Below are 14,763 nucleotides of genomic sequence, written 5' to 3' on the forward strand. Positions count from 1 at the left end.
TCCGCCCGGCAGGTTGTATATTTCGAAAGTTGTTCTTACTGTTTACCTCCACCTGACAAAATGATTCTTTCTATACTCCAAGTATTTCGGGGCAGTTGCCGTTGGCTTGGTTTACTGCTGTTCCTATTATTGGTGGGGCTAAGTCGCCCCGCCCGCGCTACCCACATTGTGGGCGGCGAAATGGACCTGCAGTACCTTTCCGGGACAACCTACCAGCTGACGCTGAACCTATATTTTGACGCGCTCAATGGCAACCCCGGCGCTTTAGATAACGACCTAACGGCTAGCATTTTCGACAAAGCCAACAACAACCGGATGCAGGACGTTGTGCTGCGGCTTGCTACCAACACCTTTGTCAACTATACCAATCCGGCCTGTTCGTCTTCGTCGTCTTCGCTATCGACTCGCCGGCTTGTGTACACGGCCCAAGTCAGTTTGCCAGCCAACCGCTACACGAGTCCGGCGGGTTACTATACCGCCGTGGAGCGCTGCTGCCGCAACAATGGCATCAATAACATTTTGAATGCGGGAAGTGCTGGCCAAACGTTTTACCTGGAGTTTCCGGCGGTGGTGCGCAACGGACAGCCTTTTCGTGATTCCACGCCCCGCATTTTCCCACCCCTGAGCGATTATGCCTGCGTGGGCGACCTGTTTTACTACGATTTCGGTGGTCAGGACGCCGACCGAGACTCTCTGGTCTACGAATTGGTTACGCCCTACAATGGTAGCTCCTCATCTACTATTCCGAAGCCCGTTGTGGCATCGGCCCAGCCGTACGAGGAGATACTCTGGGCTCCGGGCATTAATGTGTCCAATCAGATTCCGGGTACTCCTTCGCTTACCATCAACCGCTTTACGGGTCGGCTGCAGGTGCGCCCTTCGCGCGTTGGCTTGTTTGTATTTGGCCTTAAATGCTCGCAATACAGGCGCGGCGAAAAGATTGGTGAAACCCGGCGCGATTTTCAACTCAAAACCGTAATCTGCACACCCAATGCGGCCCCGAGCATGACGGTGCGGGCAGTGGCGAACACGCGCCTCTACCGCGAAGGCTTGGACACAATACGCCTGCGCCCGGGCGCCAGCCGCTGCCTAAACCTGCGCTTCACCGACCCCGATTCGCCCTCCCAACTAACGCTAAGTTTGCGGGCCGTCAACTTCTCGGCCTCCCTGCTACCAGCTTTTACGCTCACGCAAGGCACTATCAGAACGCCTGGCCTCCCCGACACGCTGGTATCCCAACTGTGCTTCCCGAACTGCTTTAACTCGCGGGGGCAAGTGTATTTGCTGGATGTAATTGTGGCTGATAACGGCTGTAGCCTACCGAAGCGCGATACGGTGCGGGTGGCTTTCACGGCCCTACCCGACCCCAACAGCCCGCCCACTATAGTGAGCACTGCCGGTCCGGCCCTACCGCTGAGAGCCCGCGTAGGCGACCTTATCACGTTCGACGTGACAGGCACCGACCCCGACAGCGACCCGGTAACTCTTACCATGAACGGGGTTGGTTTCCAGCCGGGCGACGTAGGCGCCACTTTCACGCAAGGCGCCAGCGGCAGCCAGATTCGGGGGCGCTTCTCGTGGCGCGTAGATTGCCGGGCGGCGGGGCGGCCCTTACACGAATTTCGGTTTACGGCTTCGGCCGGGCCCTGCAACGAGCCGCAAACGGTGGTCCTGACGGTCCCGATTCAAGTGGAATACAACAACACGCCCCCGGTCCTTACTTCGCCTGAGCTGCCTACCCCAATCAGTGCCACCGACCCACCCGTTGTGATTCAACGAATACCAGGAGGCGTATTTGAAGCCACCTTCAACGGTACCGATGCCGACCAAGATGCGCTGGTATTATCGGCTACGGGCAACGGATTTGATTTGGCAGCAGCCGGCATGAGTTTCCGGGCGACCAATGGTACCGGACGGGCTTCGGCTACTTTCCGCTGGGACGCTAACTGCTCGGCTCTTACCCTGCCCGACCGAATTATGGAAGTCACATTTCAACTGCAGGAAACCACCTGCCGCCCCGGCCCGCAAACTCGGGTGGTTCGCTTTCAACTAGTCCAGGCAGAGGCCGTTGAGTTCAAACCCGTCAATATTTTTACCCCTAACGGCGACGACCTCAACGCTTCCTTCAACATTCCCGATTTGCCCGCTGACTTCTGCGAGTCGCGCTTCGACAACATCAAAATATTCACCCGCTGGGGTAACCAGGTCTACCTATCCAAGGACCGCAACTTCAAGTGGGACGGCGGCAAACAGCCTGCCGGCGTCTATTTCTACTTGATCGAGTACACCGACGGCCGGAAGTACAAAGGCCCGATCACGCTGGAAAGGTGAAGGAGTGATTGGAGGAGCGGATGGTGGAGTGCTACCACGGATTACCCGAAGGACTTCGTGGCATCACTATCGTTGCTGATGCCTGCTTGATGTTGAACGAGAGCAAGTGGGGCGGGTTGGTGTCACGAAGCCCTTTAGGCAACCCGTGGCACCAACCCGCCCCACTTGCTTTTACGCCGTTGGAACGTCAAATTCACTTAGTCACTACTTCACTCATTCACTTCTTAATACAAGAAGACAAACACGACGAACAGCACCACCCACAGCGCATCAATGAAGTGCCAGAAGTAGCTTAGCAGACGCAACTGAAGCCGGCGGTAGGGGTTGCGAATGAAAACCAAAGTACGGACGGCGTCGCGGGAGGCGTGCAGGGTGCGCAGCAACAAGGCCAGCAGAAAGAGCATACCGCCTAGCAAGTGCGCTACGTGCAACGCCGAAATCAGGTAGATGTAAGTACCCGAGGCATAAGTACCCGAGGCTATGCCATTGAAAGTAACCCCCTGCGCAACCAACTCGCGCCAGCCAAGGACTTGTAGGCCCGCGAATATGCATCCTAGCAACAGCGTGGCCCCGAGGCAGCGAGTCAAGTTGGCTACGTCATCGGCGCGGTAGATACGGGGGGCTTGAGCCAACGTGTAGCTACTGATCAGCAGCACGATGGTGCTAATGGAAAAGAACTTGGGAAACGGGTGCAGTCCGCGAGGCAAATTGGCCATGTAGCGGGTTTGCGCATATGCCACCACCAAAAACAGAAACAGGACCCCAACACCAACCAAGGCCAGGTAGAGCATCATCATCATGGGCGGCACGCGCTCCATGCGTTGGAAGGCTGAGGCCGGTCGGTTGGCCCCTACTTTATCTTTACGTTCTTTATCGGAATTCATGCGCGGTGGCGGGAAGAAAGCGAAGTCTTTGGCAAACCAATCCGGAAGACTTTAGTTCCGAATGGAACTACGCCTACGGAGCCAGAAGCCACAAAGCAAGATACGTAAAAGCCTTTCTCACCGACAACCAGAATAGCAGACTTTTCCAGCTAAATCGAGAAGAAAACAACGCACTTCACTGCTGCCGACAGTAAGTGGAATATGAATTCGCTGCTCCCCACTCACGGCCGGTAGTAGTTTAACAACCAGATTGCTTGTAGGATTTCAGTCGCCCCGAAAAAAAGAGCCAATCTTACCGAGCACGGCGTTGAACGTGATACGGGGGCTGCGGCCAGTACCAAAAGTTACGTGCGTTTTGCCAGCCACCCGCAGATCCATCACCAAACCGAGGCGCAAAGCCAAGTCATTGAGTTGCTGCAGGGGGTCTATTTTAGAAGCGTTTTTAGGTTTGGGGGGCGCATTAGGGTCCTGCGGGGGCCCGCTCGTAAGCTTGTCGAGCACGCGCTGGCTAGGGAAATTAACGATAAGATAGGTACCCGACGCGGCTATCTGAATAGCATCGCCATCCCAGGTAACCACCAACTTTGCTTCCAGCTCGAGCCTGTTAGCCAAGAGAGTCGGGATTAGTGGGCGGCAAAGCAGGACGGCTGGCCGCGGCCGATGCAGGACTCTCGCCGCGGGTCTTGATGCGCAACGAGCCGTTTAGCCGCCAAGTAGCCGCGGGGCCCGTTGGGTTTGCAGGGTTAGGCACTTGCAGTTCCATTTGGTCGAAGGCCAGGGCCAACTCGACCCCGCCCGAGAGCTTGGTAAGCAGCGAAGCGGCCGTATCGGCCCAAGAGGTGGGTTGCTGGGTTGAATCAGGCATATACTAGGGAGAGGAATAAGTGGATGGATACCTCCTGCGGTAAGCGGGCAGAATACCTGGCAGGATTATGGCAAACGACTAGCTTGGCCGCAAGTTACAAGCATCCTTATATGTCGTGCGACTGGACTGTTGAAACATTCTCTTCTATAGCCGATTCTTCACTTAACTAAGCCTAGTATAGTTTTTCCTTAATCTAATTAAGCTCGACTACGTATGAGAGCCATCCGCCACCTTTTCAGTGTATTTACCCCTATGCAACTACTCCCCCAACGCCCCTCCTTATTGCTTCAGGCTCTGCTACTTACTTCACCACTTATGCAGGCTCAGGACACTTCTACCCTTACCCGGCAATCTTTTCCCATCAACACCTTAACGGAGCTGGCCGTGGCCGCGCCCGATGCGGCGCATGCCTTCGGAATGGCCGATAACACCGAGTTGATTTATAAGATAAAAGATGGAGGCGGAAAATTAGCGGGCGAGTTACGGCAACGGGTGGTGACGCTAAGTAGTGCAGAGCGCAAGGAAAGCAAAAAAACAACCGTGTTGGAAAACATTACTACCCTGAAAAGCGGCCTCTATACCAGTAAGAACTTGTTGGTGCAACTCCAGGACCTCACCTTTCGCAGCCGCCGCGACACCTGCTTCACCGACGGCCTCGCCGACATGAATGCGGATGCCCTCCGTCGCTTCCGCGACCGTAAGCTAGCCTACACGCCTATGCCCGTTGCCTGGCCCAACAAGCCTACCATCGGGAGCAGCTTACCTGATGGTGGGGTTAGCGTGCAAGTGAGCAGCTCGGTAGTGAATATTGCCACGGTTAGCACGGTACTACGCAAGCGGCGCGTTGTAAGCGGACCTTCTTCCCTGACAACACCAGCTGGCACGTTTTCCTGCTACCAAGTGGAAGCCGTACGCGAAAGTGCTACCGTACCGCGCCCCGACATGGCAATGCGCACGAGTGTTAAGCAGGTGGATTATTATGCTCCCGGAGTGGGCATCGTGCGGACTGAAATCTATGGCAAGAACGGCAAGGTAGAGCAAGTGCGCGAGCTAGCGGCCCGCAACATCAGCGCCGAGTAGCAGGCTGACAGCCAATGAAAAAGTTGTAATTTCAAGTCCATAACTTTTCTTTGATTTCCTTGTCCAGCTTCCTCCTATGACTACCAAGATTCTCGTCCTGGCTGCTACTCTAGCTTCCTTGAGCGCCTGCCAATCGACTCCGGCCACTGATGCGGCTACTGCTGCCAAGCCCGCCGCCGAAACGGCGGCCGTGATGCCAGGCAAAACCTATGGCGCCGAGGTTACGGCCGACGGTGCTAAGCCGCTGTCGGAGCTGAAGCAGGTGCTCGGCAGCAATGATTCGGCGCAGGTCAAACTCGTAGGTACCGCCGATGCCGTGTGCCAGGCCAAAGGCTGCTGGCTAACTATGAAAACCCCCGAAGGCCAGGAAATGCGCGTCCGCTTCAAAGATTACGCCTTCTTCGTCCCCAAGGATATTGCCGGTAAAACCGTCGTAATAAACGGTTGGGCGCACCGCGAAGAAGTGCCCGTTTCCGACTTGCAGCATTATGCCAAAGATGCCGGCAAATCAGACAAAGAAGTGGCCGCCATTACCAAGCCCGAAGAGCAGTTGAACTTCGAGGCGGACGGGGTGCTTATACCCGACAAAATGTAGAACTGGCTTCGGCAACTGTCGTTTGATTGCTCGTTCGCTATAAAAGGCCGTCTGTTTCGAAACAGACGGCCTTTTTATATACCAACTATCCTGAAAGCCGTAGCTTGCAAACCCACTAGCCGGGGCCGGCAGTCTCACGATGCCCGGCCCCAGCGGAAGCTTACGCTACATTCTCCTATGACACCCGACGTTCAGCAGCAAATCACCGCCCTCACCGAGCGCCTGCACCACCTCAACTACCAGTACTACCAGCGCGATATTTCCGAAGTATCCGACCAAGAGTTCGACCAGCTCTTGGCGGAACTGCAACGGTTGGAAAAAGAATATCCGCAGTTTGCTTTGCCTAATTCGCCTACGCAGCGCGTGGGCGGTACCGTCACCAAACAGTTCCCGACGGCGCTGCACCGCTACCCCATGCTAAGCTTGGGCAACACGTACTCGGAAGCAGACCTGCGCGAGTTCGACGAACGGGTGCGCCGGGGCTTAGAAGGTGCCGAGTTTGCTTATGTCTGCGAGTTGAAGTTCGACGGCGTGGCCATGAGCCTTACGTACGAACAAGGCCAGCTCACGCAAGGCGTCACGCGCGGCGACGGCACCCGCGGCGACGTAGTGACCAACAACGTGCGCACCATCAAGAACCTGCCCCTGCACCTCCGCTCCGACTCCACCGCTAAGCAACCTGCTGAGATGGAAGTACGAGGTGAAATATTCATGCCGCTGCCAGTTTTCGCCGAGCTGAACGCCGAGCGCGAAGCCAATGGCGAGGCCCTGTTGGCCAACCCACGTAACGCGGCCAGCGGCGCCCTCAAGCTCCAGGATTCGGCTTTGGTGGCCGAGCGGCGGCTGCGCTTCTATGCCTACTCCTTCCTAATGCCGGGCCGCAGTGTTTTCCCGACTCACAGCGCCTCCTTAGAAGCCTTGCATGCCTGGGGCCTGCCCGTGTCGAACACCTGGCGGCTGTGCGGAAGCATGGACGAGGTGCTGGACTTCGTGCACGAGTGGGACAAAAAGCGCTTCACCCTACCCGTGGCCACCGATGGCATCGTCATCAAGGTCAATGACTTCCGGCAGCAGGAGCTGCTGGGCTACACCTCGAAGAGTCCGCGCTGGGCTATTGCTTACAAGTACCCCGCCGAAGCCGCCCGCACGCGCCTGCGCGAGGTGCAGTACAACGTGGGGCGTACCGGGGCCGTCACGCCCGTCGCCCTGCTCGATCCTGTACCGCTGGCAGGCACCGTCGTGAAGCGCGCTTCCGTGCACAATGCCAACCAGATTGCCGCCCTCGACCTGCGCCTTGGCGATATGGTGTTCGTGGAGAAAGGCGGCGAAATTATTCCTAAAATCACCGGCGTCGACCTCGCTGCGCGTCTTCCCGAGAGCCAGGCTATTGTTTATCCCGCCAACTGCCCGGCCTGCAACACGCCCCTTATCCGCCCCGCGGGCGAGGCTCATTACCGCTGCCCCAACGAACGAGACTGCCCACCGCAGCGCAAGGCCAAGCTTGAGCACTACGTTTCGCGCAAAGCCCTGGACATTGATGGGCTAGGCGCCGAAACTGTTGGTCGTTTCTTCGATTTGAGTTTGGTTACGGATGCCGCCAGCTTGTATGATTTGCCCGCTAAAGCCCAAGAGCTGGCGCAGTTAGAGCGCATGGGCGACAAGTCGGTGCAGCGCCTGGTGGCCGGGCTAGAGCACAGCAAGCAGATACCTTTCGAGCGGGTGCTGTTTGGGTTGGGTATCCGCTACGTAGGCGAAACCGTGGCTGAAAAGTTAGCCGCGCACTACCGCACCGTAGATGCCCTGGCACTAGCCTCGGCCACGGAGCTAGCCGCTGTGCCCGAGGTTGGTGGCGTTATTGCCGAGTCGGTGGCCGCTTGGTTTCAGGAGGCCGCTAACCGCGACCTGGTGGAACGACTGCGGGGGGCGTGCGTGCAGTTGGCGCTGACGGGCGAAGCCCCGCAGGCCGTCAGCAACCGTTTGGAGGGTCTAACCTTCGTGCTGTCGGGCGTATTTGAGTTGCACAGTCGCGACGAGTTGCAAGCCCTTATTCAAGCTCACGGCGGCAAAACGATGGGCAGCATCAGCAAGAAGCTGAGCTACTTGGTAGCGGGCGACAAGATGGGCCCAGCCAAGCGCGAGAAGGCTACTGAACTGAAAGTACCTATCATTTCGGAGACCGATCTGCTGGCTATGCTCCCTTCTGAAACTGAGGCTTCCTCTGACGGCTCGGAAAGCTTGGATGTACCCATGGAAGACGTACAAGATTTGGGCATTTCCGCGAAATCCAATGAATCAGACTCTTTTCCAGAGAAAAGTAGTGGCACAGGTCAACAGGGTTCTCTATTTTAGGGCCCTCTAATACCGGCCTCCCGGGCTGCATACTTTCACGAATGGGTTAGCCTGGCTACCGCGTAGCCACGCTTCTAATTCCCCCCTGATCCCTCGGGGGGTACGCGTCCGGGAGCACCGGTGGCCCAAACTGGCCCCGGCGCACTTGCCTCTCGGCGTCGCCCTTCTTCCTTTCTTCTGCTTTATTAATTCTTATGCCCCGCTTCGTTTTGCTGGCTTTCCTAGGCGTATTTCATTTAATACCAGGCGCGTTGGCTCAAACTGCCAAGCCATTCACCTTCCCAACAGCGGTGGCTACCATGCTTGCAAACCCCAACACCATTCTGCTCGACGTCCGGACGCCCGAGGAATTTGCCACTGGCCACCTGAAAGGCGCCCGGAACATCGACTTCCGCGCCCCTGATTTCCGCGACCATATTGCCAAGCTAGACCCGGCGCAAACCTATGTCCTGTACTGCCAATCCGGGAACCGAAGCGGCCAAACCCTTAAGCTCATGGAAGAAGCTGGCTTCAAGAATGTGGTGAATGCCGGGGCTTTCAAAGATTTGAAAGCTTCTGGCTTGGAATCCGAGTAAGATGGTAATAGTCTGTTTATACCTGACCGATAGCTTGGCATAAGCAGCACTCAGTTTCTGTTGGTATGGCCTTCAATTACTTCTACCAGCAAGCCATACTCATCCTGTCCGTTACCGCTCTCCTTTTATTGCCCTTGTTTGCATCGGCCACGACTTACTACGTCAGCGCGACTGGCAACGACTCGGCGACGGGCACTTCTGCGGAGCAAGCCTGGAAAACGATTGGGAAGGTAAACGACACGCCCTTCCAAGCTGGTGACCAAATCCTGTTCGAGGGCGGCAGCAGTTTCGAAGGGAGTATCTGGGTGCGAAGCACTGCTCAGGGCACGGCCGCGCAGCCGCTGGTTTTCAACTCCTACGGCCCGAACCGCGCCCGTATTCTCAGTGGTACTAGCTATGGCTTTTATGCTGAAAATAACGGCGGCATTGAGGTGCGCAATCTAGAGTTTGTGGGTTCAGGCCGCCTCACCAACACCAACTCGGGCGTAGTATTTCACCTCGACTTGCCCAACACACGCTTGCAGCATGTGGTGCTCGACAACCTTAGCGTGCAAGGCTACCGCGACAGAGGCCTCTCCATCGGCAGTTGGAACGGGAGCAGCGGCTACGACCAAGTACGGATCACCAACTGTACCACATCAGCCAACGGCGAGGCCGGCCTGGGCTCTTACGCTCAGTCATTGGCCGCCCACCACGACTGGTACGTGGGCTACTGCCTAACCTTTGACAACACCGGCCGCGCCGACGTCACCAACACCCATACGGGCAGTGGCATCGTGCTATCAGGTGTGGATGGGGCCCTGATTGAGCATTGCGAAGCGCACCACAACGGCGCGTTGAACGCCAATGCGGCCGGAGGACCGGTTGGAATCTGGGGGTGGAACTGCAACCGCCTGGTAATTCAGCACTGCGAGTCGCACCACAACCAGACGGGCACCAGCAGGGACGGCGGGGGCTTCGACCTGGATGGGGGCTGTACCAACTCGGTGTTACAGTACAACTACTCCCACGACAACGACGGCCCCGGTTACCTACTAACCCAGTACGCAGAGGCGCCACCCATGCACGACTTAGTTATTCGCTACAATATCAGCGAAAACGACGGGCGCCGCGGCGGACAAGGTGCCCTGACCTTCTGGTCGTCGGGTGCTAACGGCGGCATTGTGCGGGCCTCGGTTCACAACAACACCTTCTACCTGAGTCCACCCGCCGACGGTTCGCGTCCAAATATCGTGTCGATACTCAGCGAAGGTATCAGCGAGGTGAGCGTGCGCAACAACATCCTGCAAGCCACAGGGGGGCTGCCGTTGCTAACCAGCGCTACCACGCAGGGAATCGTGCTGCAAGGCAACGCGTACTGGGGCAGTGGGCAGACGCTGCAACTTACGTGGGGCACTAAAAGCTACACTTCTCTCGCAGCTTGGCGAACTGCATGCGGGCAAGAACAAATTGGCAGTCGCGCTACGGGCTTGGAGGTAGATCCGCGGTTGCAGCAGCCGGGCGTAGGCGGTACGGTAGCAGTGCAAGGGTCAGGCCGGGCTTTAAACTCCCTCACCGCTTATCAATTGCACCCCAGCTCGCGCCTAGTAGGTGCGGGGTTGAATCTGCTTACCGAATTCAAGCAAGACCCAGGACCGCACGATTTCTTTGGCACCCCCGTTCCTGCCCAGGCAACTAAACGCTCCATTGGCGCCAGCGAATAGCAAGGCGTCCACAGTATCTGGACAGACATAAGAGTTGTCTGACTAGTGGCTTAACCAGCAAATTACTAATCCCAAAGTGGTACTCTAGACAATCTTAATCCCTTCTGTTATAGCCTTTGCTTATGCAAGCAAAATATACTGATTTTTAGTATATTATATATTAAAATCCAAAGTGCTGCTCTAATTAGAAAGCTTACTTATTCCGGCTCTTGATTTAAATTTAGATAATAATGATGGCTCGTTTTCTTGTTGAGTGGACTGCTGTACGTAGAATGGAAAGTTGGCTGTTGAAGCGCCTCCTTGTCCATCATAAACCGTCACGTACAGACGATAAGGTCCGGGCTTAGCTGGGGTGCGAACGGTGGTCTTAAATTGATCGGGGACTAGCACTACGTTAGGAAGCGGCTCGTCGCGGATTTGCAAAGTTTTCCGGTCTTCCCGCCACTGCGACTCGGGCCGTACCTCCCATTCCACGCGCAGGCTATCCTGTTCTTGATCCTGGGCCGTGACGAAAGCAGGATAAACCTGGCCCGGCCGCAGCCGCAGGCTTTGGTTGGCGAAACGCTGATTGAAATGAATATCACTTACTTGTGGAGCCCGGTTCTTCGGCCAGGTACCACTCCACAAATATTGCATCTCATCAACGAGCTCGGTTCGCTCGCCGGTGGGCGTAAACAAGCTAAACCAAGTGGGGGTTGCTTCTTGCCGGTTACCCCAATAAAAAACGTAAGAGCCAAGGCAGTGGCTGCGCTGCTGTTCAATACCCGCACGATAGTATTTGGCTACCACGGCGGCTTTATCTGCGCTTCGGGGTTCCAGGGATGCTCCCCAACTGGTCTGCAATGCTTCCCAGTAGCCCACGGTACCAAACTCAGTTATCATGTAAGGCAACTGCCAGTTAACTTTTTGCAGGTACTTGTTTAGTTCTCCTAAGTTACCATAGCTGTTGAAGGCAATGAAGTCTAGCTCATGCCCACGGTTTCCCATCCATTTCAATACGGTGGGGTCAATAAACGTGGATATCACCGGGTGATTGGGGTCTACCTCGTGAATCATCCTCGCCACTTCATCAATAGCATCGAACACATCCGGGTTGCCCGAGCCTTGCTCTACCTCGTTGCCTACATCCCAGGCAAGCAGGGCCGGATGGTTGCGGTAGCGCAGCACCTGCTCGCGCAACACCTGCAATTGCTTTTTTATAGCTTTTCTGTCGTAATAATCGAAGCCGTCCCGCTCCGGGGTGACCCACAAACCAAGCAGTACGGTTAAGCCATGGGCCTGCGCCGAGTCCAGTAAAGGCTGGGCATAATCGGTAGTCCAAAGGCGCACAGAATTACCGCCTGCAGCCTTAAGCAAAGCAAATTGCTCGAGGCCACCTGCCCCTTTAACGTAGTAAGGTTTTCCTCCTCGTCGCAGCTCATATCTATCGCCTACGCGGACCACCCGCACCGGCACAACCTTGCTGGCAGTAGTGTCGTTAGAAGCCCGGCTCTGCGGTTCAGATACACGAGTTTTTCTTTTTTGCTCGGTGCAAGAAACAGCCATGCCGACGATAAAAAGCGTGCATAGCAACCAAGTTGCTTTTTTCACCGGTTCTTCCATCCTAAGGGGCTTCAACATAAATATTTCATGGCGCTTTGAACTTACGCTCTAAATACGAGTGGAGTATACTTTTAGCCGCTTACTAGATTATTATAATTTGTATATAAAATACCTATACGCCATCAATGTTATCGATGAATTGAGGAAGCAATATTATCAGTTTATTACAATATTTTATGGAATATATATTAATTTTACTTAAACCGACAGCTATACTACAACTTAATTCGTTGTTGGGTAGCCTGTTGGAGATTCGCCAAATGCGCTTATATGGATGATACTCACGATACAATAAGTGAAGGGGCAACAGCAAGGAGTGCGGAAGTTTCACCTTCTTCGTTGTCAACCGTCAAATATAAATTTGCCCCTGGAGTAAAGCAGATGCGGCTTTTGGTGGCCGTTGGTAGCCTGCTGCTGCTGCAGTTCATCTGGTGGTTTGCCGACGCCGACCATATCGGCAACCCGCTGCTGTTCTGGCTGCTCACAGGCTCCTTGGGCTTTAAGTTTCTGCGCACCTTGCACGAGTGGTACCACTACGTGAATGTGCGCGAGCCGATAGCTCCTACCTGGCAGCCGGGCTATGCTCCCACCGTCGATGTGCTCACGACGGCCTGCCCTGGCGAACCTTACGACATGATCGTGCGCACGTTGCAGGCCATGCAAGCAATTCGCTATCCGCATACCAGCTACCTCTGCGACGAAGGCGACGACCCGTATCTGCGGCGGGTTTGCCAGCAGCTCGGCGTCGTGCACGTTACGCGCCAACACAAGGTGCACGCCAAGGCGGGCAACATCAACAACGCGCTGCGCCAAGCCACTGGTGAACTGTGCGTGGTGCTGGACCCCGACCACGTTCCAACGCCCGATTTTCTCGATCAGGTGGTTCCCTACTTCCAGGATGCGCATGTGGGTTTTGTGCAGGTGGTGCAGGCCTACGGCAACCAGCACGAAAGCCTGGTGGCCCGCGGCGCGGCCGAACAGACCTATCATTTCTACGGGCCGTTGCTCATGGGCATGAATGCCTACAACACCGGCCAAGCTATTGGAGCTAACTGCACCTTCCGGCGCACTGCCCTTGACTCAATTGGTGGGCATGCTTCTGGACTAACTGAGGACATGCACACGGCCATGCGCTTGCACGCGCAGGGCTGGCAGTCGGTGTACTTGCCTAAGGTGCTAAGCCGGGGGCTGGTACCTGCTTCGCTCGGAGCCTTCTACTCGCAACAGTTAAAATGGTCGCGCGGAGCTTTCGATTTGCTGTTCCGGGTATATCCGCGCTTGTTTCCCCGCTTCAGTTGGCGTCAGCGGCTGCACTATCTCCTTCTGCCGTTGTATTTCCTCTCGGGCGTGGTTACGCTCATCGATATAGCCGTACCCACGCTGGCACTGATAACGACCAGCTTCCCCTGGCGAGTAGGATTGGGCGAGTTCACGATGCATATTTTTCCCTTCACGGCACTCACCCTTCTAATCCGGCTTTGTGCTCAGCGTTGGCTGCGCGAGCCCCACGAAGCAGGACTGCACTTGGCCGGGGGTATTTTGCGAGTAGGCTCGTGGTGGGTATATGCGCTGGGCTGGCTCTATGCCATAATCGGCATTAAAGTGCCGTACATTCCTACTCCTAAAGAAGGGCGTCCTTCTAGCGAGTGGCTTATTTGCCTGCCCAACATAATAACAGCGATGCTCTTAGTTGTGGCCGCCAAATACGGACGAGGGCTTTCCCTGACCCCGGCCACACAGTTTATGTCGGTGCTCGTGCTCTTCAACGCGGTAATTCTGCTGGCGTCCGTGGCTATGGCCCAGCACGGCATTCTCGAAGCCTCACTGCGCACAGTGGCCCAGGCACAGCCGCTACGGTCGCTGATACTTGCAGCTGATCGGTGGCGTGGTCAGATTGGCCGGCAATTGGTGGAAGGATTGCGGCCTGCGGCCGGACACTTCGCTGTGGCACTACTAGGCATCTATTGCTTGGCCTTGGTGGCGCTGCATAGCTACCGGGTATACTACCTGGCTTTAGAGCAGCAGTGGTGGCCTATCCAGCCTAACGCCGCCTTGCACGTCGGCCAGATGGTACCGCTACCAGTCAAAGGCACGCCATCCTCTACTAACCCTACCGATTTACTTGCGCTGAATGTGCCCGCTACTAACACCCCCGCGCAGTTGCAGGATTTAAAAGAAGCGCTAGCGGCCCGGCGTGGGGCTACCCTGCTAAACTGGGAACTTAAGCCTGGAAAAAAAGGCAACCTAACTCAGTTAAAGCAATTAGAGCTCGACGAGCTTAAGCTACCCGTGCTATTACGGCCTCTGATGCAGGCTACTTCGCCAACTCAATACCACAAAAACTGGCAGCAGCTAGTGGAGCAGGTACGCAGTATGGGTGGCCAGCACGTCGTGTGGGTATGGACTCCGCCTAGTGCTGATTCGTTGAAGGCATACTTCCCTGGCGTCAACTATGTGGATTGGGTGGCAGTGGACGGCCGTAAATTGCAAGCTGATCCAACAGAATGGTACAATCCGTTTCGAGCCCAGTTAGCTCCCGCTATTGAGTTGCACTCCAAGCCTGTGCTGTTGCTGATGGCTTCTACCGAGAAAGCAGAAATGACCTCGCAAGGGTTAACCGAAAAATTCCCCGAAGTGAAAGCCATAGTCTTCGATCAGGTACAGGGCAAGAACCCGAGCCCGCAGCTAACCAGTCACGTCAGCTTTCCAAGAAATTAGGGCAACTTCACAACCAGAGCAACCTCAAAGACAAGGGCCGCCGACTAGCTAGTCGGCGGCC

The 14,763-nt window shown here is 55.9% G+C and carries 11 protein-coding genes; 7 read left to right on the forward strand and 4 right to left on the reverse strand.

The features are described from left to right. The first annotated feature begins 60 nt into the window (after nt 1-60). Nucleotides 61-2,331 carry a T9SS type B sorting domain-containing protein gene (locus tag VF639_RS16385; protein ID WP_331147007.1) on the forward strand — a complete coding sequence of 757 codons (2,271 nt, stop codon included), beginning with the start codon at nt 61-63 and terminating at the stop codon, nt 2,329-2,331. Nucleotides 2,332-2,555: 224 nt separating this feature from the next. Here VF639_RS16385 and VF639_RS16390 read toward each other — a convergent pair whose 3' ends face one another. The 3 genes from VF639_RS16390 to VF639_RS16400 all read right to left on the reverse strand — a co-directional run bounded on the left by VF639_RS16390 (nt 2,556) and on the right by VF639_RS16400 (nt 4,080). Next, on the reverse strand, nt 2,556-3,215 hold the full coding sequence (locus tag VF639_RS16390) for a cytochrome c oxidase subunit 3 (protein ID WP_331147008.1): 660 nt from the start codon (nt 3,213-3,215) through the stop codon (nt 2,556-2,558). 264 nt (nt 3,216-3,479) lie between these two features. Then, nucleotides 3,480-3,827 carry a hypothetical protein gene (locus VF639_RS16395; protein ID WP_331147009.1) on the reverse strand — a complete coding sequence of 116 codons (348 nt, stop codon included), beginning with the start codon at nt 3,825-3,827 and terminating at the stop codon, nt 3,480-3,482. Then, nucleotides 3,820-4,080, reverse strand: coding sequence for a hypothetical protein (locus tag VF639_RS16400; RefSeq protein WP_331147010.1), 261 nt, complete (start codon nt 4,078-4,080; stop codon nt 3,820-3,822). The genes VF639_RS16395 and VF639_RS16400 overlap by 8 nt, the downstream gene beginning before the upstream one ends. A gap of 315 nt (nt 4,081-4,395) precedes the next feature. Between VF639_RS16400 and VF639_RS16405 the strand changes: the two genes are divergently transcribed. The 5 genes from VF639_RS16405 (at nt 4,396) to VF639_RS16425 (ending at nt 10,382) form a co-directional block, all read left to right on the forward strand. Continuing rightward, nucleotides 4,396-5,160: a TapB family protein gene (locus VF639_RS16405; protein ID WP_331147011.1), complete on the forward strand. Its 765-nt coding sequence runs from the start codon at nt 4,396-4,398 to the stop codon at nt 5,158-5,160. A 76-nt stretch (nt 5,161-5,236) separates the two neighbouring features. After that, nucleotides 5,237-5,755, forward strand: coding sequence for a DUF4920 domain-containing protein (locus VF639_RS16410; RefSeq protein ID WP_331147012.1), 519 nt, complete (start codon nt 5,237-5,239; stop codon nt 5,753-5,755). 177 nt (nt 5,756-5,932) lie between these two features. Further along, nucleotides 5,933-8,104 (forward strand): NAD-dependent DNA ligase LigA, encoded by a 2,172-nt coding sequence (gene ligA / locus VF639_RS16415; protein WP_331147013.1) that lies wholly within the window; start codon nt 5,933-5,935, stop codon nt 8,102-8,104. 194 nt (nt 8,105-8,298) lie between these two features. After that, nucleotides 8,299-8,679, forward strand: a complete 381-nt coding sequence (locus VF639_RS16420) for a rhodanese-like domain-containing protein (protein ID WP_331147014.1) — start codon at nt 8,299-8,301, stop codon at nt 8,677-8,679. Nucleotides 8,680-8,744: 65 nt separating this feature from the next. Continuing rightward, on the forward strand, nt 8,745-10,382 hold the full coding sequence (locus tag VF639_RS16425; protein WP_331147015.1) for a right-handed parallel beta-helix repeat-containing protein: 1,638 nt from the start codon (nt 8,745-8,747) through the stop codon (nt 10,380-10,382). A gap of 180 nt (nt 10,383-10,562) precedes the next feature. On the opposite strand, the gene VF639_RS16430 is transcribed toward VF639_RS16425, so the two are convergent. Beyond that, complete coding sequence (locus tag VF639_RS16430; protein WP_331147016.1) at nt 10,563-11,711, reverse strand: glycoside hydrolase family 2 TIM barrel-domain containing protein; 1,149 nt, start codon at nt 11,709-11,711, stop codon at nt 10,563-10,565. A gap of 612 nt (nt 11,712-12,323) precedes the next feature. Between VF639_RS16430 and VF639_RS16435 the strand changes: the two genes are divergently transcribed. Further along, a complete protein-coding gene (locus VF639_RS16435) occupies nt 12,324-14,702 on the forward strand; it encodes a glycosyltransferase (RefSeq protein ID WP_331147017.1) in 2,379 nt (792 codons plus the stop codon). Nucleotides 14,703-14,763 lie beyond the last annotated feature (61 nt).

This window comes from Hymenobacter sp., from assembly GCF_036387835.1.
In the GTDB taxonomy this organism is placed as follows: domain Bacteria; phylum Bacteroidota; class Bacteroidia; order Cytophagales; family Hymenobacteraceae; genus Hymenobacter.